We start from the raw sequence: 19,491 nt of genomic DNA, 5'->3' as shown, positions 1-19,491 counted from the left end.
AAACATTGTTAAAGATTGGTTCACATGTATCCATGAGCGGAAAACATATGCTTCTTGCAGCGAGTGAGGAAGCTGCCTCTTATGGTTCGAATACGTTTATGATTTATACAGGTGCACCGCAAAATACGCGCCGCAAAAAAATTGAAGACCTGAATATTGAAGCTGGACAAGCGCATATGAAAGAGCATGGCATGACGGATATCGTCGTGCATGCTCCGTATATTATCAATATTGGAAATACAGTGAATCCAGCGACATTTGAGCTTGGTGTAGACTTTCTTCGATCTGAGATTGAGCGTACAAAAGCGCTGGGAGCAAGACAAATTGTTCTCCACCCGGGTGCGCATGTCGGAGCAGGGGCAGAAGCAGGGATTCAAAAAATCATTGAAGGTTTAAACGAAGTCATTGTAAAAGGTCAAGAGGTTCAAATTGCACTTGAAACAATGGCAGGAAAAGGATCAGAGTGCGGAAGAAGCTTTGAAGAGCTTGCCCAAATTATCGACGGAGTGACACATAACGAAGCTCTTTCTGTCTGCTTTGATACGTGTCACACGCATGATGCTGGTTACCCGATTGTGAGTGACTTTGATGGTGTATTAGAAGAATTTGACCGAATCGTCGGTATTGACCGAATCAAAGTTCTTCATATTAATGACAGTAAAAACGTACAAGGCGCAAGAAAAGACCGACATGAAAATATCGGTTTTGGTGAAATTGGTTTCGATGCACTGAGCTATATTGTGCATCATCCGCAGCTTCAAGATGTGCCGAAAATTCTAGAAACGCCTTATGTAGGTGAAGATAAAAAGAACAAAAAACCACCTTACAAATTCGAAATTGCGATGCTGAAAGAAAAGCAATTTGATGAAGGCTTACTAGATAAAATTACGGGTCAGTAAAAAAGGATGCAACATGTTGAGGTGCCGCTAAATGCGGCCCTTTTTTGCTTAACTTGTAAACTGGTTAAACAAATCATTCACAGTCTGTGCTGTCTGTTTAGAAGTAATCGCTTCCACTTGCTTAAGAAGCCGGTTACGCTCTGAGTCATTAAAAATATTGATGTTTTTCCCGTTCATGAGTTTGGCAACCTCAGCAGCTTGATGAGACGTTAAACTGACGCCGTACTGTTTCGCATACCTTAACAGATCGTTTGCTGTGATCTGATTGAGCCGCTGCAGGACAATTTTTTGAATTAAAATCAATTCCATTCCTCCCCTCTGTAACAATGTATGGGCGAAAACGGAAAATGTGCAAAAAATTTTATTTTATTCTGTGAAATGATAAAATAGTAAAGTGAATAAAATGTTCATTGAAAATTTAACATGTGTAGAAGGGAGAACGTATGGCAAATAGTAAACAGCATAGAAAGGAATCAGTGCCTCATTTTATTTTGAGAATTTTTCTGATTCTAGTAGGAGCTGCATGTGCAGCAGTCAGCATTGAATTATTTTTAGTGCCAAACAATATTATTGATGGAGGCATCATCGGCATTTCGCTTATTTTGGATTATCTCTTTACAGATAACCCGTTTATAAATTTTGCGACGATTGTTGTCATTTTAAATATTCCATTTATGATATCAGGATACAAGCATATTGGGAAAACCTTTCTGATTTCCACTGTGATTGGGATTGTCAGCTTAGCCGTGATTGAATCTTCACTTCATCATGTGGAGGCATTTACAACACAGCCGATCTTAGCCACTGTATTTGGAGGGCTATTACTTGGATTTGGTGTTGGACTTGTCATCCGTAATGGAGGTTCAATGGATGGAACAGAGATCTTGGGAATTCTTCTGACGAAAAAAATTCCTTTCTCCGTCGGTGAGTTTGTCATGATCGTCAATGTGTTCATTTTCATTTGGGCAGGCTTTGTATTCGGACCAGAGCAGGCTATGTATTCTGTCATGACATATTATTTGGCAATGAAAACAATTGATGCTGTTATTCAAGGGCTTGATGAAACAAAAGCTGTGATTATCGTATCAGACTATTATGATGAAATTTCAGATGCGATTCTGCATCGACTCGGCAGGGGAACGACAAAGCTGAGAGGAAAAGGCGGCTATACAGATGAAGAAAAAGATGTCATCTACGCCGTTGTCACAAGGCTTGAAATTACAAAGCTGAAATCCATTGTATTTGAAATTGATGATCAAGCATTTATCACGATTATGGATACGCATGAAACAAAAGGCGGTAAGTTCAAAACAGCCATTCATTAGCTTTTATTTTACTTTTTTATCTTTCTTTTATATAATGAAATGTATGTATGGACAGAGAAAATGGCAAAAGCCATTTTCTTTTTGTTGTATAAATCGTAATCATTCTTTTTATATTGATTAAAGGTGGAAAGATTCATGGCAAAGCCAATTATTGAAATGAAGGACATTTCGTACTCGTATGGACAGCGAAATGTCATTGATCACATTCATTTAACAGTAGAGGAAGGAAACTTTCTAGCACTTGTTGGACCGAATGGTTCTGGTAAAACAACCTTATTAAAATGCCTGCTTGGGCTCATTAAACCGCAGCAAGGTGAATTAAAGCTATTTGGCACGCCTGTTTCAAAATTTAGAGACTGGGATCAAATTGGATTTGTTTCTCAAAAGGCGAATAGCTTTAATACGGGTTTCCCTGCTTCTGTATATGAGGTCGTCGCAAGCGGACTGACCGCGAAAATTGGTTTGTTTAAACGAATGAGCAAGCAGGATAAATGGCAAGTAGAAGATGCCATTCGCTCAGTTGGCATACAAGATTTAAAGCATCAAAACATCGGTGAGCTTTCTGGCGGACAGCAGCAGCGTGCATTTATTGCCCGTGCGCTTGTCAGCCAGCCGAAGCTGCTCATTTTGGATGAGCCCACGGTTGGAGTAGACCAGCGGACAGTAGAAGGCTTTTATCAGCTGCTCGAAACATTAAACAAAGAAAAAGGAATGTCTTTAATTCTCGTCACACACGACGTTGGCACCGTTTCTGATAAAGTCACCCATGTGGCTTGTTTAAATCAGACACTGCATTTCCACGGGGATGCAGAAGCGTTTGATTCAATGGATGATCAGGCGCTATCGCAATTTTACGGGCATGACATTCAAGTGATTCATCACGACCATCACCATCATGGGGGACATGAATAATGCTATTTCCATTTTTTCATTATGAATTTTTACAAAATGCGTTTATCGCAGGTATACTGATTGGTTTTATTGCGCCCTTACTTGGTGTATTTATTGTCGTAAGAAGGCTCTCGCTTATTGCAGATGCCCTCAGTCACGTATCACTTGCCGGTATTGCCGCAAGTCTATTTCTTGATAAAAAGTTTGGCCTTTTGACAGGGGTAAGCCCGCTCTACTTAGGGATGGCTTTTTCTGTTGCGGGTTCATTGTTTATTGAACGCCTGCGCTCAGTGTATAAGCATTATCAGGAGCTTGCCATTCCTATTATTTTATCAGGGGGTATTGGGATCTCCGTCATCTTCATTTCACTAGCGAATGGCTTTAATACAGATTTGTTTAGTTATTTATTCGGAAGTGTCAGTGCGGTTTCAAGACTTGATCTTTGGATTATTGTAGGGATCTCACTCGTTGTTGTGTTAGTTGTTGTGCTTTTATATAAAGAATTGTTTCTGCTTTCTTTTGATGAAGAGCATGCAAAGGCTTCTGGTATTTCAGCAAAATGGATTCATTTTATTTTTATCTTAGTCGTTGCACTTGTCATTGCGGCATCGATGCGTATCGTCGGTACACTGCTTGTGTCGGCGCTCATGACGCTTCCTGTTGCGGCAAGTATCCGCATTGCCAAAGGATTCAAACAGGCAATTTTCCTTTCGATCTTATTTGGTGAATTGTCTGTATTGGCCGGATTGATTTTAAGCTATTATCTTGATTTAGCGCCAGGCGGAACCATTGTGATGCTGTCTATCTTGATTTTAATCGGGTGTATTAGTATTGGGAAATTCAGAAGGGGGAATCAACATGAACGTACAAGAAGCGCTTGATTTATTAAAGGAAAAAGGCTACAAATATACAAGCAAACGTGAAGACATGCTTCAATTGTTTTCTGATTCTGATAAATACTTGACGGCTAAAAATGTGCTGACGGCACTAAGTGAAGACTACCCTGGTCTCAGCTTTGATACGATTTATCGAAACTTGTCACTATATGAAGACCTTGGAATATTAGAAACAACAGAATTGTCAGGGGAGAAACTATTCCGTTTTAAATGTTCATTTTCCCATCATCACCATCACTTTATTTGTCTTACATGCGGGAAAACAAAAGAGATCGATGCCTGCCCTATGGACAAGCTCGACGCCGATTTAGAGGATTATCATATTAGCGGACATAAATTTGAAATATATGGAACATGTCCTTCCTGCGAACCGAAGGAAGTTCACTCATGAGAAAGCCAGCCCTGGAGCTGGCTTTTTTGTTTTCTCTTTTGAAAACGTTTTACAAAGGGAGGCTGTTTCATTAAAATGAGATCAAGGTACTACATTTTGAAGTAAAGGGAGGGGTAAAAGTGGCCTATTATGTCGTGTTTGATGTAGGCGGGACCAGAACGAAACATGGATTAATGGACCAGGATGGAAAGCTGGTCTCTAGCGGTGACTATCAGACGAACTGCCGACAGCTTGAACCGTTTTTAGAAGCCATGGCAGATGTGGTCAAGGAATATCAAAGGATGACGAATGTCAGCGGTATCGCCATCAGTCTACCAGGCTTTGTGGACAGTGAATCAGGTTATACAGAATTTGCAGGCGCCATCATCGCCTTAAATGGTCAAAATGTAAAAGCACTTTTAGAAGAGAAAACGTCTCTTCGTGTAGAAGTGGAAAATGATGCGAACTGTGCAGCTCTCGCAGAAAAATACAGCGGTCATGCGAAAGATTGTGACAGCTTTATTTGTATGACAATTGGCACGGGTGTCGGCGGGGGTATTTTTGCTAATGGTCAGCTTGTCCGCGGTGCATCCTTCCGCGGTGGTGAATTTGGCATGATGCTGACAGAGACGGAAAATGGCCAGTTTACAACTCTTAACAGCAGCGCTTCAACGGCTGGATTAATTCGGAGCTATAAAGAAAAGCAAGGAATACCGCAAAGTACTCAAATAGACGGTCAAGAAATTTTTGAAAAGGCGAAGCATGATCCGGCCATTGAGAAGCTGTTGGATCAATGGTACAAGCGAATAGCCATAGGCGTTTACAATGTAGCGACTGTTCTTAACCCAGAGAAAATCCTCATTGGCGGAGGCGTAAGTGCAAGACCAGATTTATTACAAAACATTGAAAAACATTTACATACACTGCATGCATGGAAGAACATTCAGGTGAAGCTGGAAACTTGCTGCTACTTAAATCAGGCAGGCATGAAGGGGGCACTTTACCATTTCCTCATGAAAGAAGGGCAGCTTGCTCCATTAAAAAAGCCGATACATTAAATGTATCGGCTTCAGCGTGTAGACAAATCCTCGTGTTTGTTCCGCTTCGGTGCTCGCTCAGTTACATTAATAAGCAGTTTGCAGACGCTGCTCGTATTGTTTGATCCACTTAGATGCTTCCTGCCAGTTGTTTACGCGTATAATTCTATCGTCGATCGGCATCTGGTTATAAGGGGAGTTAAAAAGGATAACCGGGATGTCAGCCTCTTTTGCAATCATTGTGGCATTGCCATGATGGTCTTCAAAAAATACATCAATTTTGTGCTTTTGCACGGCTTCCAGCTTATGATGACCGCCAACCAGCTCAATAGCATCATAGTGTACGTCATGTTCTTGAAACCACTTGTAGGTGATATCCGAATGCTGCTGCCTTCTTGCGGTAATATAAATCAGTCTGTGCTGCAGCTTCATTTCGTCGAGGATCTCTTTTGCACCCTCAGCAGGCTCTGCCTGTTTATAAATAAGAGGCTCGTGCTGATCCATCCAGCCCCAAAATTCTTCTTGAGAAATCTTTAAAAGCTTCGTCAAATCATACTCTGTCATATCTTCTAGTGTCATGGCACATTGGAACGACTCATTTAAGTAGGGAACAAAGGTGTCCTGCGCCGTCACTGTACCATCAATATCAATTCCTAAACGTAACATGCCCACACTCCTCATTTTTATACTCTTAAAGTGTAACATAATCAATTCACAATTCCAGCAAGTTTTAGCAATCATGAAACAGACATTTTTGCTCATACTAAAAAAGCTCCTTTCTATTAACCAAAAGGGGGAATTGATCATGGAAAGAGACGAGGATTTCAGAAGAAATGATCGTGAAATCGACACACACTTTAGTAATGATGATGGCTATTTAGAGGAAACAGCTGCTGAAATTGCAGAGCCATATCAAGCTTCAAGAGATCGAGAAGATAGACGAGGACGTGACCAAGCAGGTGACGATTCAGGCAGTAAAGGGATAGGCTATACAGCACTCGCGATTGCGATTATCTCATTATTTGTCTTGCCGGTGCTATTAGGGGTAGCGGCAATCGTCGTTGGTTATATTGCACGAAGAAAAGGAGCACATGCGCTTGGCGCGTGGTCAATTGGGATCGGAATTGTTTCCGTCATCCTAGGCATATTTATCACCCCGTTCTTTTAATAAGAACAGAAAAACGCCTGACTATGACGTCAGGCGTTTTTTGTTAGGCATTCGCTTGTTTTTCTTTTTCAGCTTCCATTTTCGCATAATGTTCTTCAGCGATTTTATCAATTTCTTTTTTCAGTTCTTCGACCATTGTTTCTTCCGGTACTTTACGAACAATTTCACCTTTACGGAACAATAAGCCTTCGCCTCTAGCGCCTGCGATTCCGATGTCCGCTTCACGCGCTTCACCTGGACCGTTAACAGCGCAGCCGAGAACAGCTACTTTAATCGGTGCTTTAATTTTAGAAATATATTCTTCGACTTCATTTGCAATGCTGATGAGGTCAATTTCAATTCGTCCACAAGTTGGGCAGGAGATCAGTGTTGCTGCATTTGATGCAAGACCAAATGATTTCAACAATTCACGTGCTACTTTTACTTCTTCAACTGGGTCAGCACTTAATGAAATGCGGAGTGTGTTCCCAATTCCCATATTCAAAATAGCGCCAAGTCCAGCTGCACTTTTGACTGTACCTGCAAATAACGTACCTGATTCTGTAATCCCAAGGTGAAGAGGATAATCAAAGGCTTTAGCCGCTTTTTCGTATGCTTCAATTGCAAGGTTTACATCAGATGCTTTCATACTGACGATGATGTCATGAAAGTCTAGGTCTTCTAAAATTTTAATGTGATGCAGTGCACTTTCGACCATACCATCTGCTGTTGGGTAGCCGTATTTATCAAGAATTTTTTTCTCTAATGAACCAGCGTTTACGCCAATACGGATTGGAATGCCTTTTTCTTTTGCTGCTTTGACAACCGCTTCGACTTTTTCTCTTCTTCCGATGTTTCCTGGATTGATTCGGATTTTGTCTGCGCCTGCTTCAATCGCTTTCAGGGCAAGCTTATAGTCAAAATGAATATCCACAACAAGCGGGATGTTAATTTGCTTTTTAATGTCCGCAATTGCATTTGCTGCACGCTCATCTGGACATGCGACACGCACGATTTGACAGCCTGCCTCTTCTAAACGTTTAATTTCAGCGACTGTCGCTTCGACATCATGTGTTTTGGTTGTTGCCATACTTTGAATGACAACCTCATTATTTCCACCTATAGTTAAAGGTCCCACTTTGACGGGACGCGTTTTAGTACGATGTGTGACTTCACTCACTTGTCAATCGCTCCTTAGTGTACAAGCAATCCTTTGCCGTGTACGTCGTGTTTTACAGTTCATATTGTAACAGTCTCTTTGTATGAATGACAAGGAATTAACGTTTTATCTCTTGTAGACAGGAAACTTATATGTGCTGCCTGCTCTGATTTCGTTCGCTTTAACACCTTGATTCAGCTCCTCGAAATCTTTAATGACGTCATCAAGCGGCTTGCTTGTATGTACGATGGAGAGGACCGTTTCACCTTGTTTTACAGTGACGTTCTTATATGTCTTTTTCTCAGCTGTTTGAAGGGCACTTGCTGGGACAGCTGGGTTTTCCTCAACAGGAATGGTTCCATTTTTTAAATCAAAAAAGATAATAAAGAGGACAAACAAACTGATTAGTAAAAAAAGAATTCGCCGCATTTTACTCACCGCTTTTAAGAGTTTACTTCAGTCTATGCATGTCCTGAAATGATAGAACCAAAAAGAGGAGAAAAGCTGGAAAGGATGGTTCTAGTTAGTCCTAGTATGTCTTGTAATAAAAACTTCTTGGGTCGTTGGTGTAGTAAATAGGAGAGCAACCTCATATGGCCAGTATGATAAAATAATAATGGGGGGATTTTATGAAGAAGGTTAGTCAGCATATATATGTGAGAACACTAACAGAAAATGATGCAGAATCACTGTTAACATTAGAGCTTGAGAACCGCTCATATTTTCAGGAATTTACACCTTTGGTCAAAGATGATTTCTTCACGTTAACTCGCCAAATTGAGCGAATTCAGCGGAGTAGGCAAAAAAGTGCACAAGATGAATCTAACATGCACGGTATTTTCTTAAATGAAACCGATGCCTTAATTGGGACGATCTCATTAAGTTCTGTCGTAAGAGGTCCGATAGAAGGAGCTTGGCTCGGGTATGTACTCGATCAAAGGCAGGGCGGAAATGGATATATGACAGAAGCCATTCGTTTAATCATTGACTATGCCTTTTTTGAGTTGAATCTCCATCGTATTGAGGCTGGAGTAAAGCCGAGTAATAAGGGTTCCATTCGTGTACTTGAAAAGACAGGTTTTGAAAATGAGGGACTAAATCGTAAAAAAGTAAAGATTAATGGAGTGTGGGAGGATCACTATTTATTTGCGATCATCCATCCAGATGAGTCCTAGCATGAACATACATAAAAAGCTCCTCCGAGCCGGGGGAGCTTTCATTGTGTAGACAAATCCTTGTTGGATGGATCATTTACTTTTTTTTGCAGGTATTTCTTTCACAACAAGATATAAGAAGATAAAGTTAATGACCCAATTTAATAAAAATGAGTTTGCAACAGGCGTGTTTAATGCACTCATAATGGCGAAAAAGACCGTTGTTAAAGTGAGTGAATAAGCGGAGAGCTTCCAAAGCATTTGGAAAGACAGCTCTTTTTGCTGCATTCGTTTAATAAATGTACCAAGCATCGCAAGGAATGTTGCGCTGATAAACATGAGAGCCGCAGTTGATAAATATAGTAGTACACAGATGACAGGGATGATAATCGCTTGGTTCTGATTTGTGACCCGTGCGAGTTCATCTTTTGTCAGCGTTCCACCAAGGAGCTGATATGGAATATCTGTCATTTGCCCATCAATGGCAATCACTGCTTTTTCCTTTAATAAAGCGATGGCCGTTTGCTTTGATTCTAGCTCACTTGCTTTTATTTTTTCAGCAGGATCAAAGATGATCGTGATGCCGTTTTCTTCTTTTTCTATTGGTGCACTTTGATCCGCTTGAAGTTTTCCTTTTTCGATTGAAAAGTCGGGTAAATCTTTTTTGATCACATGCTGAAATCCTGACATCGCATTCGAGATCTCTTGGCTCATATGATACCCCTGAGGAACTGCTGCGATGATTGAAAGGATAAAAATGAATAAAATTGCTTTACCGATCCCTGTAAAGCGTGCTTTAGCAATATCTTTTGGTGAATAAATTCCTTTTAACAATAGATTAAATACGTTCAATACCCATTCACTTCCTACATTCTTTTCTATTTCTCATATTGTATCAATGTCTATCCATCAAGTACAAGTATGGCCTTCATCACTGGTTAAGATAGAAGGAATGAGGCATAATGTATACAGCATATAAAAGGAGGCGGCAGGGTCTTGGACATTTTGTATTGGATACTGATTGGCTGTGCATTTATCATTGCGTTTGTTGGACTGGTTTATCCAATTATCCCGAGTGTAGTCTTTATGGTTCTCGGATTTATTCTATATGGTTTCTTCTTTAGCTTCGAGCCGCTTACACTGACGTTCTGGCTTATTCAAGCCATGTTTACTGCCGTCTTATTTGCGGCAGATTATGTCTCAAACCTGATTGGGGTAAAGCGCTTTGGCGGCAGCAAGGCAGCTATTTGGGGAAGCACCATTGGGTTATTAGCTGGTCCTTTTGTGATACCCATTGCAGGAATTATTATTGGTCCATTTCTCGGGAGTGTCATTGCAGAGCTCCTTGTTCATCAAAAAGATCTGAAGACGAGTGTGAAAGTCGGATTAGGCTCATTAATTGGATTTGTATCAGGTGTTTTTGCAAAAGGATTGATTCAAGCGCTGATGCTTGGCATCTTTTTATTTTATGTCCTTCGCTAAGTTGAAAAAGGGTGTTTAAAACTTTTTCAAAAGGGCTAAATACAAAATAAACACTGAAATGTTTCAGAACATGAGCAATAACGTTGAAACAAGCTGTTTCTTTTGATACTCTTTGAGTAGGGTGAATTGCTGACTTACAAAGGAAGCATTTCAGTACATACATTTTAAGGAGGAATTTAACCATGGCTTTTAAACTTCCAGAATTACCATATGCTTACGATGCATTAGAACCACATATCGACAAGGAAACAATGACGATTCACCACACTAAACACCACAACACATATGTAACAAATTTAAACAAAGCAATCGAAGGTGTATCAGCTCTTGAAGATCAATCAATTGAAGAGCTAGTGGCTAACTTAAACTCAGTGCCTGAAAACATTCGTACTGCTGTACGTAACAATGGCGGAGGACATGCGAACCACTCATTATTCTGGACGCTTCTTTCACCAAACGGTGGCGGCGCACCAACTGGTGAACTTGCAGATGCGATCGAAAAAGAACTAGGTGGATTTGAAAAATTCAAATCTGATTTCGCTGCAGCAGCTGCAGGACGCTTTGGTTCTGGTTGGGCATGGCTTGTTGTGAACAATGGAAAACTTGAAATCACAAGCACGCCAAACCAAGATTCTCCTTTAACTGTAGGAAAAACGCCAATTCTAGGACTAGACGTTTGGGAGCATGCTTACTACCTAAACTACCAAAACCGTCGTCCTGATTACATTTCAGCATTCTGGAATGTTGTGAACTGGGATGAAGTAGCTCGCCTTTACAGCGAAGCTAAATAAATCATTTGATTTGAAAAGACCTGCTCTTTAGAGAAGCAGGTCTTTTTATATTTTCCCTCCTTTTTTTACATATCTGCCTTTTGATGAGACAGACTATTGTGTAGAAAAGGAGAATGAATGGTATGAGCAGATTAAAGAAAATGTTCGGGGACATGGATGTTACAAAAGATTTATTGCTCCTCCTCACGATTGGCGGGTTATACGCACTTGCCATTGCGCTTTCGAATACGTTTGTAAATGTGTACTTATGGAAACAGTCCGGGAAATTCACAGATCTTGCGATTTATAATTTGGCCATTGTTGTGCTTCAGCCCATTACATTTTTATTCGCTGGCCGGCTCGCAAAAAAAATAGACCGGGCGTTTGTCCTTCGTTTCGGTGTCATCTTTTTAGCCGCTTTTTATTTAATTGTCTTAATGGCAGGAGAACAAGCGGCCGCACGGCTAGTTTTATTGGGAAGTGTCCTTGGGATCGGCTATGGTTTTTACTGGCTTGCTTTTAACGTACTCACCTTTGAGATCACTGAGCCTGAAACAAGAGATTTCTTTAATGGATTTCTTGGGGTGCTTTCCTCAACTGCCGGCATGATTGGTCCGCTCATTGCGGGAATTGTCATTTCTCAGTTAACGGATGATACAGGCTACACCGTCATTTTCACATTATCGCTCTTTTTGTTTTCACTAGCGGTTGTGATGAGCTTTTTCCTCAAAAGAAGGCAGTCAAAAGGCAAATTTATGATCAAACAAATTTGGAAAGAACGTCATGCAGATGAGAATTGGCGTAGGATTACAACAGCTCACTTTTTTCAAGGGCTTCGTGAAGGGGTCTTTGTCTTCTTAATCAGTGTCTTTGTGTTTATTGCAACAAACAGTGAGCTTGCTCTCGGGACGTTTGGTTTAGTGAATTCAGGTGTTGCCTTTTTTACTTATTTCTTCGCTACACGTTTGATTAAGAAAAAGTGGCGGAAGAAGGCCATCATGCTTGGCGGGCTGATTTTATACGGAGCCTTGTTTTTAATCGTTTTCCACTTGTCCTATGTATCACTTCTGATGTATGCGGTAGCCATTGCAATAGGATATCCGCTCCTGCTTGTTCCTTATGTATCCTTAACATATGATGTCATCGGCCATGCAAGGTACGCCAGAAAGGCCCGAATTGAATATATTGTGGTCAGAGAGCTATTTTTAAATGCCGGCCGTATTTGTTCGATTGTTTTGTTCCTGCTGTCTGTCACCTTACTAGGTGATGAGCTCGGAATCCCTGCATCACTTGTTGTGCTCGGAGCGGGGCACACCCTCATTTATTACTTTGTAAAAGATATTCATTTGAAAGAAAAAACAGCTGATATGAAAGAGGCTGACGGTCAAAAGCCAGTTTCTCAAACGAACCTTATTAAGGGAGAAAGGTAAAATTTCTTACCTATGGAACATCAAATTTCTAGATAAATGATAGAAAAACCGCTAAAATGATGATGGCACCTTTTATACATAAAAAGGGGTGCCATTTCTTTCTTGATAGAAAAGGTGATGTGATGAGAAACAAGAAAAACAAAAAAGACGCGAAGGAAGGGCGCAAAACACTTCCGATCCGGCTGAATTTATTATTTTTAGCTGCCTTTATTATTTTTACCGGCGTTGTTGTTAGACTCGGGTTTGTGCAAATTGTCAATGGAGAAGATTATAAAAAGCAGGCAGAAAAACAAGAGGATGTGAATGTCAGCTCATCTGCTCCGCGCGGAAAAATTTATGATCGAAACTACAATACGATTGTCAGCAATAAAGCGCTGAATGCCATTACATATACGAGAACCTCGACGACTTCACAAGAAGAGCGGCTCAAAGTGGCATCAAAATTAGCGGATATGATTCATGTGAGTACGAAAAAAATCACAGATCGTGACAAAAAAGATTTCTGGATCTTAACGCATCCGAATGAAGCGAAAAAGCTTGTTCAAAAAGAATCAGAATTAAAGGGTGACGATAAGGTCTCTGATGATAAACTATATGAGCTTCAGCTAAAACGCATCACAGACAAGGAATTAAATCAACTGACGAAAAAAGATTTACAAGTGCTTGCCATTAAAAGGCAGATGGATGGAGGCTATGCACTTACGCCTCAATTTATTAAAAATGAAGATGTAAAGCCAAGCGAAATTGCTTACGTCTCTGAGCATTTGGACGAGCTGCCAGGTGTTGATGTGACGACAGACTGGTCACGCAGCTACCCGTATAAAGGACTGCTCCGCAGTATGCTCGGCAGTGTGTCTTCGAGTGATGAAGGTCTTCCGCAGTCACTTCTTGAGCATTATCTATCACTCGGCTACAGCCGAAATGACCGTGTAGGAAAAAGCTATCTCGAATATCAATATGAAGATGTCCTGCAGGGCCAAAAGGAAAAAGAACAGAGTACAACTGATAAACAGGGCAATGTCACAAGCTCTAAAGTGTTAACAGAAGGTAAGAGCGGGAAAGACCTTGTGCTTACAATTGATATTCAGCTGCAAAAAGCAGTTGAAAAAATTATTGAAAAGAACTTGAGAAGTGCGAAACAAAGAGGGGGAACTGAGCTTCTTGATCGCGCATTTGTTGTCATGATGGACCCGAGAAATGGAGAGGTTCTCTCTGTTGCGGGTAAGCAGATTTCTAACAAAAACGGAAAATACAAATTCGATGACTACTCATTAGGAACGATGACATCCTCATATGCGATGGGATCAGCCGTAAAAGGGGCAACTGTACTGACTGGATATAAAACAGGCGCTATTCATATTGGAAGTACCCAATACGATGAACCTCTCTATATCGCCCAGTCGCCGCCAAAGAAATCCTATCAAAATATGGGACTCATTAATGATTTAACTGCACTAGAGCGTTCATCAAACGTATATATGTTCAAAACCGCAATCGCCATTGGGAAAAGCGAATATCGTAAGAATCAGGCGCTCCCAATTGATCCGAAAGCATTTGATACGTTCCGCTACAATTTCAGTAAATTTGGTCTTGGCGTCAAAACAGGTATTGACCTGCCAAACGAAGCAACAGGCTACAGAGGAACGTCTACACAATCGGGGCTCTTACTTGACTATGCGATTGGACAGTATGATACGTTTACACCGCTGCAAATGGCGCAATACGTTTCAACCATTGCAAACGGCGGGTATCGTTTACGTCCGCAGCTTGTCAAAGAAGTGAGAGAGCCAGACCCGCAGCGCGGTATTGGAGCTGTGACGGAATCCGTCAAACCGGATGTATTGAATAAGCTAGACATGACAAGTGATGAAATTAAGCGTGTCCAGCAAGGCTTCAAGCTTGTGATGCAGAACCCAAGAGGGACAGCCTATTCAAACTTTGGCAACAAAAAGTATAATCCAGCTGGCAAAACAGGAACCGCTCAATCATTCTATGACGGTCCAATTAAAAGCAAGCGCGGTACACCGACGTATAACACAACTCTTGTTGCGTATGCGCCTGCTGATAATCCAGAAGTGGCTATTTCCGTTGTCGTGCCATGGGTGTATCAAGACTACAACCAGCGCTATCCAATTACAAATGATATTGGTGAACAAGTATTAGATAAGTACTTTGAACTGAAATCAAAACAGGAAAGCAATGATACACAGGCGAAAAACAAAAACAAAATTGAAAATGAAGCAGAAACAAATAACTAGACCTTTCATAGGTAAAAACGCTCACTTTTTGTGGGCGTTTTTTTACGTTTTCTTCAAAAATTCCGATATAAATTGACAAAATTCATAAAAAACGCCGCAATTTCTCTACAAAACTTCGACATTTACAAAACCTTAACATTCCATTTAAACGAAATTAATAAAGAACCTTTAATGTATTACTCGTAGGACAAATTATTCAGGGGGTATTCTTGAAATGAAAAAGAACAAATTATGGCTGCTTACTTTCCTTACTATCGCATTGTTAGCATTCGTCACAGCATGCGGAAACAGCAGCTCAAGCGGAGATTCAAAAGACAGTAAAGGAAATGCTTCAAACAAAGATGAGGCATCAGGTTCCATTACCATCTCAGGATCATCTGCGATGCAGCCTTTAGTTCTTGCGGCAGCAGAAAAATTCATGGATAAACATCCAAAAGCCGATATTCAAGTACAAGCCGGCGGTTCAGGAACAGGACTTTCTCAAGTTTCAGAAGGATCTGTACAGATTGGTAACTCAGATGTATTCGCTGAAGAGAAAGACGGAGTCGACGCAAAAGCTTTAAAAGACCACAAAGTAGCAGTTGTTGGAATGGCCGCAGCTGTAAACCCTGAAGTGGGTGTCAAAGACATCACAAAGGACGAATTGAAAAAAATCTTCACTGGTAAAATCAAAAACTGGAAAGAGCTTGGCGGGAAAGACCAAAAAATCACGCTTGTTAACAGACCTGATTCTTCAGGAACACGTGCAACATTTGTGAAATATGCACTTGATGGTGCAACACCTGCAGAAGGAATCACAGAAGATTCTTCAAACACAGTGAAAAAGCTGATTGCAGAAACACCAGGTGCGATTGGATACCTAGCATTCTCTTATTTAACAGATGACAAAATTACACCGCTTAGCATTGATGGTGTGAAACCAGAAGAAAGCAATGTAGAAAGCGGTAAATATACAATTTGGGCATACGAGCACTCTTATACAAAAGGTGAGCCGGAAGGTCTAGCAAAACAATTCTTAGATTACCTTATGAGTGACGAAGTACAAAAAGAAATCGTCAAAGACCAAGGCTACATCTCAGTCTCTAATATGAAAGTAGAAAGAGACGCAACAGGCAAACAATCGGATAAGTAAGAGGTCTTGAATTGCTGATGAAGGAAAAGTGGAGCATTTCACTTTTCCTTTTATGACATTCATAGGAGTGTAGAAAAAGATGAAGCAGATAGAACATACAGAAGCGAGCGATCGGCTGATCAGCTCGAAGAAAAATAGGCAAATGGATGAAGTAAGAGGAAGTATTTTGGTGAAATTCTGCGCATTCTTAATGATTGCAGTATCCATCGCCATCACAATATTCCTTGGCATTAAGGGTTTACAATCTTTCATCGTAAATGGTGTAAGCCCAATTGAGTTCTTAACCAGTATCAATTGGAACCCAACAGCAGAAAACCCGGAGTACGGCGCATTTCCTTTTATATTTGGATCGATCGCCGTCACGCTTCTATCGGCACTTATTGCAGCGCCGCTAGGCATCGCAGGAGCGATCTTTATGACAGAAATTGCACCTGCATGGGGCCGGAAAATTCTCCAGCCAGTCATTGAATTGCTTGTAGGGATTCCATCCGTTGTTTACGGATTCATAGGTCTTACAGTATTGGTGCCGTTTATCGGACATTTCAAGTCAAGCGGCTCAGGGCATAGCGTGTTAGCAGGAACGATTGTCCTGTCTATTATGATTCTGCCAACCGTTACATCTATTGCAACTGATGCAATGGCTTCACTTCCAAAAAGCTTACGTGAGGGATCCTATGCACTTGGCGCTACAAGATGGCAAACGATTAGACGTGTGCTTGTACCGGCAGCTCTTCCAACATTAATGACAGCAGTCGTTCTTGGAATGGCAAGAGCATTTGGTGAAGCCCTTGCTGTACAGATGGTCATTGGAAACACGCGTAATTTACCAGAGAGCATTATGGATACAGCTGGTACATTAACAACCATTATTACGTTAAACATGGGTCACACAACGTATGGAAGTGTTGAAAACAATACACTTTGGTCAATGGGTCTTGTCCTTCTAGTTGTATCGTTTATGTTCATACTCATTATCAGATACTTGTCGTCTAGGAGGAAGATTTAATGAATAGCAAAATGACCGATCGTTTTGCCACGTTTGTTTTTGGATTATGTGCCGCCATTATTACGGCGATCCTAGTTGGTTTGTTTTCTTATATCATCTTCAACGGTGCAAAAGAATTAAATTTTGACTTTTTGACAACCCGCTCAAGTGCAATTGGCTCTGGCGGCGGTATTAGGGATCAGCTGTTTAACTCGTTTTACATTTTGTTTATAACAATGCTGATCACAGTACCACTTGGTGTCGGCGGTGGAGTGTACATGGCTGAATATGCGCCTCAAAACAAAGTCACTGATTTTATTCGCACATGTATTGAAGTGTTGTCTTCACTTCCTTCTATTGTCATTGGTATGTTTGGTTTACTCATGTTTGTCAATTTAACAGGCTGGGGCTATACGATCATCGGAGGAGCTCTTGCGCTCACGGTGTTTAACTTGCCAGTGATGGTCAGGGTGACAGAAGACGCGCTTCGCTCTGTACCGAAGGATCAAAAGGAAGCATCACTTGCGCTCGGTGTGACGAAATGGCATACAGTGAAGACAGTCCTGATTCCAGGTGCGATTCCTTCTATTATTACCGGTGCGATTTTAGCATCAGGAAGAGTCTTTGGGGAGGCAGCAGCGCTTCTTTTCACAGCAGGTCTCACCACACCGCGTCTTGATTTTACAAACTGGAGTCCATTTTCTGATACGTCACCGCTGAATATTTTTAGACCGGCAGAAACATTAGCCGTTCATATATGGAACGTCAATACACAAGGAATCATTCCAGATGCAGAGGCCATTGCAAATGGTGCATCAGCCGTACTTGTGCTTTCAGTTTTAGTATTTAACTTAGCAGCTAGATGGCTTGGTTCATTTATTCATAAAAAGCTTACGTCAAAATAATGTGAGAGAGGTGTGAAGGGGATATGGTTCAAATGCTAGCAGAAAAAAAAGAGATTGCAGCAAAAAAGGCTCCACTTCAAGCGGAACAGATTTTACAGGTGCAGGATTTAAGCATTTATTATGGTGAAAAAAGAGCGGTCAATCACATTTCATTTGAAATTGAGAAGAACGCAATTACCGCATTAATCGGCCCATCGGGCTGCGGGAAATCAACCTTTTTACGCAGCATTAACCGCATGAACGACTTGATCCCAGGTGCGAGAAGTGAAGGTGCGATCATGTACGAAGGACTCAATATTTTGGATGACCGCATTAATGTGGTGAATTTAAGAAGAGAAATCGGCATGGTTTTCCAAAAACCAAACCCATTTCCTAAATCGATCTACAATAACATTACCCATGCGTTAAAGTATGCGGGTGAAAAAAGAAAATCAGTACTTGATGATGCAGTAGAGGAAAGCTTAACAAAAGCAGCGCTGTGGGATGAAGTCAAAGATCGTCTGCACCGCTCGGCTTTGTCATTATCCGGCGGTCAGCAGCAGCGCCTTTGTATTGCGCGTACACTTGCGATGAAGCCCAGCGTTCTTTTGTTAGATGAACCCGCTTCTGCCCTAGACCCAATCTCAAATGCAAAAATTGAAGAGCTATTATCAGATTTGAAAAATGATTATTCGATCGTCATTGTGACACACAACATGCAGCAAGCGTTACGTGTATCTGATCATACGGCCTTTTTCCTGAACGGTGATCTAGTAGAATATGATGCCACTGAACGTATCTTTACACGTCCTGCGCAGCAAAAAACAGAAGACTATATCAATGGTCGATTTGGATAAGGCGGGTGGATTTTGATGAATGCAGTAGCAACTGAAACAGCAAAAAAAGAAGTGTTTCGTGTGAATGATATGAACCTTTGGTACGGACAACATCACGCACTGAAGCATATTGATTTAGACATTAAAGAGCATGAAGTCACAGCAATTATCGGTCCGTCAGGCTGCGGAAAGTCAACGTTTATCAAGACCTTAAATCTTATGGTCAAAACAGTGCCAGGTGTGAAAATCACCGGAGATATGATGTATAACGGCGACAATATTTTAAAAGGCCGCGTTGATCTAGTGGAACTGCGTAAAAACGTCGGGATGGTCTTTCAAAAAGGAAACCCATTCCCTCAGTCTATCTTTGATAATGTCGTCTACGGACCAAGAATTCATGGCGTGAAGAGCAAGCAGCAATTGAAAGAAATCGCTGAAAAAGCGCTTCGTGATGTTGCCCTTTGGGATGAAGTGAAAGATCGATTAAATGCACCAGCTTTAGGTCTTTCCGGCGGTCAGCAGCAGCGTCTTTGTATCGCAAGAGCTATTGCTACAAGCCCAAACATTTTACTAATGGATGAACCAACATCAGCGCTTGATCCTGTCTCAACATTAAAGATTGAAGAATTGATTATGAAATTAAAAGAGAAATACACGATTGCCATTGTGACGCATAACATGCAGCAAGCGGCGAGGGTATCAGATAGAACAGCCTTCTTTTTAATGGGAGAGCTTGTTGAGGTCAATGATACGAATGTGATGTTCTCAGAGCCAAATGATCAAAGAACAAATGATTATATATCTGGTCGATTTGGATAATAAAACCCCCTGGAGGT

Annotated in this window: 22 protein-coding genes; 17 read left to right on the top strand and 5 right to left on the bottom strand. The window is 41.0% G+C overall.

All coding sequences use genetic code 11. The features are described from left to right. Positions 1 to 5 precede the first annotated feature (5 nt). Positions 6 to 899, top strand: coding sequence for a deoxyribonuclease IV (locus NSQ34_RS11430; RefSeq protein WP_041117997.1), 894 nt, complete (start codon positions 6 to 8; stop codon positions 897 to 899). Between the two features lie 48 nt (positions 900 to 947). On the opposite strand, the gene NSQ34_RS11425 is transcribed toward NSQ34_RS11430, so the two are convergent. Next, positions 948 to 1,202, bottom strand: a complete 255-nt coding sequence (locus NSQ34_RS11425) for a DUF2624 domain-containing protein (RefSeq protein ID WP_024423008.1) — start codon at positions 1,200 to 1,202, stop codon at positions 948 to 950. Positions 1,203 to 1,342: 140 nt separating this feature from the next. Between NSQ34_RS11425 and NSQ34_RS11420 the strand changes: the two genes are divergently transcribed. From NSQ34_RS11420 to NSQ34_RS11400, 5 genes are all read left to right on the top strand, one after another. Further along, positions 1,343 to 2,224: a YitT family protein gene (locus NSQ34_RS11420; protein WP_024427967.1), complete on the top strand. Its 882-nt coding sequence runs from the start codon at positions 1,343 to 1,345 to the stop codon at positions 2,222 to 2,224. A 135-nt stretch (positions 2,225 to 2,359) separates the two neighbouring features. Beyond that, positions 2,360 to 3,136 (top strand): metal ABC transporter ATP-binding protein, encoded by a 777-nt coding sequence (locus NSQ34_RS11415; protein ID WP_024423006.1) that lies wholly within the window; start codon positions 2,360 to 2,362, stop codon positions 3,134 to 3,136. Next, positions 3,136 to 3,996, top strand: a complete 861-nt coding sequence (locus NSQ34_RS11410; protein WP_034280150.1) for a metal ABC transporter permease — start codon at positions 3,136 to 3,138, stop codon at positions 3,994 to 3,996. The genes NSQ34_RS11415 and NSQ34_RS11410 overlap by 1 nt, the downstream gene beginning before the upstream one ends. After that, positions 3,974 to 4,402, top strand: coding sequence for a Fur family transcriptional regulator (locus NSQ34_RS11405; RefSeq protein ID WP_003217433.1), 429 nt, complete (start codon positions 3,974 to 3,976; stop codon positions 4,400 to 4,402). Before NSQ34_RS11410 ends, NSQ34_RS11405 begins: the two co-directional genes overlap by 23 nt. Positions 4,403 to 4,521: 119 nt before the next feature. Then, positions 4,522 to 5,439, top strand: coding sequence for an ROK family protein (locus tag NSQ34_RS11400; protein ID WP_098676952.1), 918 nt, complete (start codon positions 4,522 to 4,524; stop codon positions 5,437 to 5,439). Positions 5,440 to 5,505: 66 nt separating this feature from the next. Here NSQ34_RS11400 and NSQ34_RS11395 read toward each other — a convergent pair whose 3' ends face one another. Beyond that, positions 5,506 to 6,084, bottom strand: a complete 579-nt coding sequence (locus tag NSQ34_RS11395; protein WP_034280154.1) for a nucleotidase — start codon at positions 6,082 to 6,084, stop codon at positions 5,506 to 5,508. Between the two features lie 139 nt (positions 6,085 to 6,223). On the opposite strand from NSQ34_RS11395, the gene NSQ34_RS11390 reads away from it, so the two are divergent. Further along, the gene (locus NSQ34_RS11390) at positions 6,224 to 6,586 is read left to right on the top strand and encodes a DUF308 domain-containing protein (RefSeq protein ID WP_024423002.1); all 363 of its coding nucleotides are present in this window, start codon (positions 6,224 to 6,226) and stop codon (positions 6,584 to 6,586) included. A 43-nt stretch (positions 6,587 to 6,629) separates the two neighbouring features. Here the strand turns inward: NSQ34_RS11390 and ispG are convergent, their stop codons facing one another. Next, entirely contained in the window at positions 6,630 to 7,745 is a 1,116-nt protein-coding gene (gene ispG, locus NSQ34_RS11385) for a flavodoxin-dependent (E)-4-hydroxy-3-methylbut-2-enyl-diphosphate synthase (RefSeq protein ID WP_024423001.1), read from the bottom strand. Positions 7,746 to 7,850: 105 nt separating this feature from the next. Further along, positions 7,851 to 8,153, bottom strand: a complete 303-nt coding sequence (locus NSQ34_RS11380) for a hypothetical protein (protein WP_039180007.1) — start codon at positions 8,151 to 8,153, stop codon at positions 7,851 to 7,853. 200 nt (positions 8,154 to 8,353) lie between these two features. Here NSQ34_RS11380 and NSQ34_RS11375 point away from each other — a divergent pair, with 200 nt between their 5' ends. Then, the gene (locus NSQ34_RS11375; RefSeq protein WP_098677416.1) at positions 8,354 to 8,899 is read left to right on the top strand and encodes a GNAT family protein; all 546 of its coding nucleotides are present in this window, start codon (positions 8,354 to 8,356) and stop codon (positions 8,897 to 8,899) included. Positions 8,900 to 8,971: 72 nt separating this feature from the next. Here NSQ34_RS11375 and NSQ34_RS11370 read toward each other — a convergent pair whose 3' ends face one another. Then, entirely contained in the window at positions 8,972 to 9,730 is a 759-nt protein-coding gene (locus NSQ34_RS11370; protein ID WP_041117993.1) for a DUF1189 domain-containing protein, read from the bottom strand. Between the two features lie 144 nt (positions 9,731 to 9,874). Here NSQ34_RS11370 and NSQ34_RS11365 point away from each other — a divergent pair, with 144 nt between their 5' ends. From NSQ34_RS11365 to pstB (NSQ34_RS11325), 9 genes are all read left to right on the top strand, one after another. Next, positions 9,875 to 10,360, top strand: a complete 486-nt coding sequence (locus NSQ34_RS11365; protein ID WP_024427974.1) for a DUF456 domain-containing protein — start codon at positions 9,875 to 9,877, stop codon at positions 10,358 to 10,360. Positions 10,361 to 10,542: 182 nt separating this feature from the next. Next, positions 10,543 to 11,151 carry a superoxide dismutase SodA gene (gene sodA / locus NSQ34_RS11360; protein WP_098677417.1) on the top strand — a complete coding sequence of 203 codons (609 nt, stop codon included), beginning with the start codon at positions 10,543 to 10,545 and terminating at the stop codon, positions 11,149 to 11,151. Between the two features lie 122 nt (positions 11,152 to 11,273). Further along, a complete protein-coding gene (locus NSQ34_RS11355; RefSeq protein ID WP_034280166.1) occupies positions 11,274 to 12,560 on the top strand; it encodes an MFS transporter in 1,287 nt (428 codons plus the stop codon). Positions 12,561 to 12,682: 122 nt separating this feature from the next. Next, positions 12,683 to 14,818 (top strand): penicillin-binding protein 2, encoded by a 2,136-nt coding sequence (locus NSQ34_RS11350; protein WP_034280763.1) that lies wholly within the window; start codon positions 12,683 to 12,685, stop codon positions 14,816 to 14,818. Between the two features lie 214 nt (positions 14,819 to 15,032). After that, entirely contained in the window at positions 15,033 to 15,950 is a 918-nt protein-coding gene (locus NSQ34_RS11345) for a phosphate ABC transporter substrate-binding protein (protein WP_024422995.1), read from the top strand. A 79-nt stretch (positions 15,951 to 16,029) separates the two neighbouring features. Continuing rightward, entirely contained in the window at positions 16,030 to 16,956 is a 927-nt protein-coding gene (pstC, locus tag NSQ34_RS11340) for a phosphate ABC transporter permease subunit PstC (protein ID WP_024422994.1), read from the top strand. Then, the gene (pstA, locus tag NSQ34_RS11335; protein ID WP_025092964.1) at positions 16,956 to 17,840 is read left to right on the top strand and encodes a phosphate ABC transporter permease PstA; all 885 of its coding nucleotides are present in this window, start codon (positions 16,956 to 16,958) and stop codon (positions 17,838 to 17,840) included. The genes pstC and pstA overlap by 1 nt, the downstream gene beginning before the upstream one ends. A gap of 32 nt (positions 17,841 to 17,872) precedes the next feature. Then, positions 17,873 to 18,676, top strand: a complete 804-nt coding sequence (gene pstB / locus NSQ34_RS11330) for a phosphate ABC transporter ATP-binding protein PstB (protein ID WP_169510668.1) — start codon at positions 17,873 to 17,875, stop codon at positions 18,674 to 18,676. 15 nt (positions 18,677 to 18,691) lie between these two features. Beyond that, positions 18,692 to 19,474, top strand: coding sequence for a phosphate ABC transporter ATP-binding protein PstB (pstB, locus tag NSQ34_RS11325; protein WP_098677419.1), 783 nt, complete (start codon positions 18,692 to 18,694; stop codon positions 19,472 to 19,474). Positions 19,475 to 19,491: the final 17 nt, after the last annotated feature.

Source organism: Bacillus sp. FSL P2-0069 (assembly GCF_038593315.1).
In the GTDB taxonomy this organism is placed as follows: domain Bacteria; phylum Bacillota; class Bacilli; order Bacillales; family Bacillaceae; genus Bacillus; species Bacillus safensis.
The sequence above is the reverse complement of the archived record's forward strand: the minus strand, read 5'-3'. Positions and strand labels throughout refer to the sequence as shown.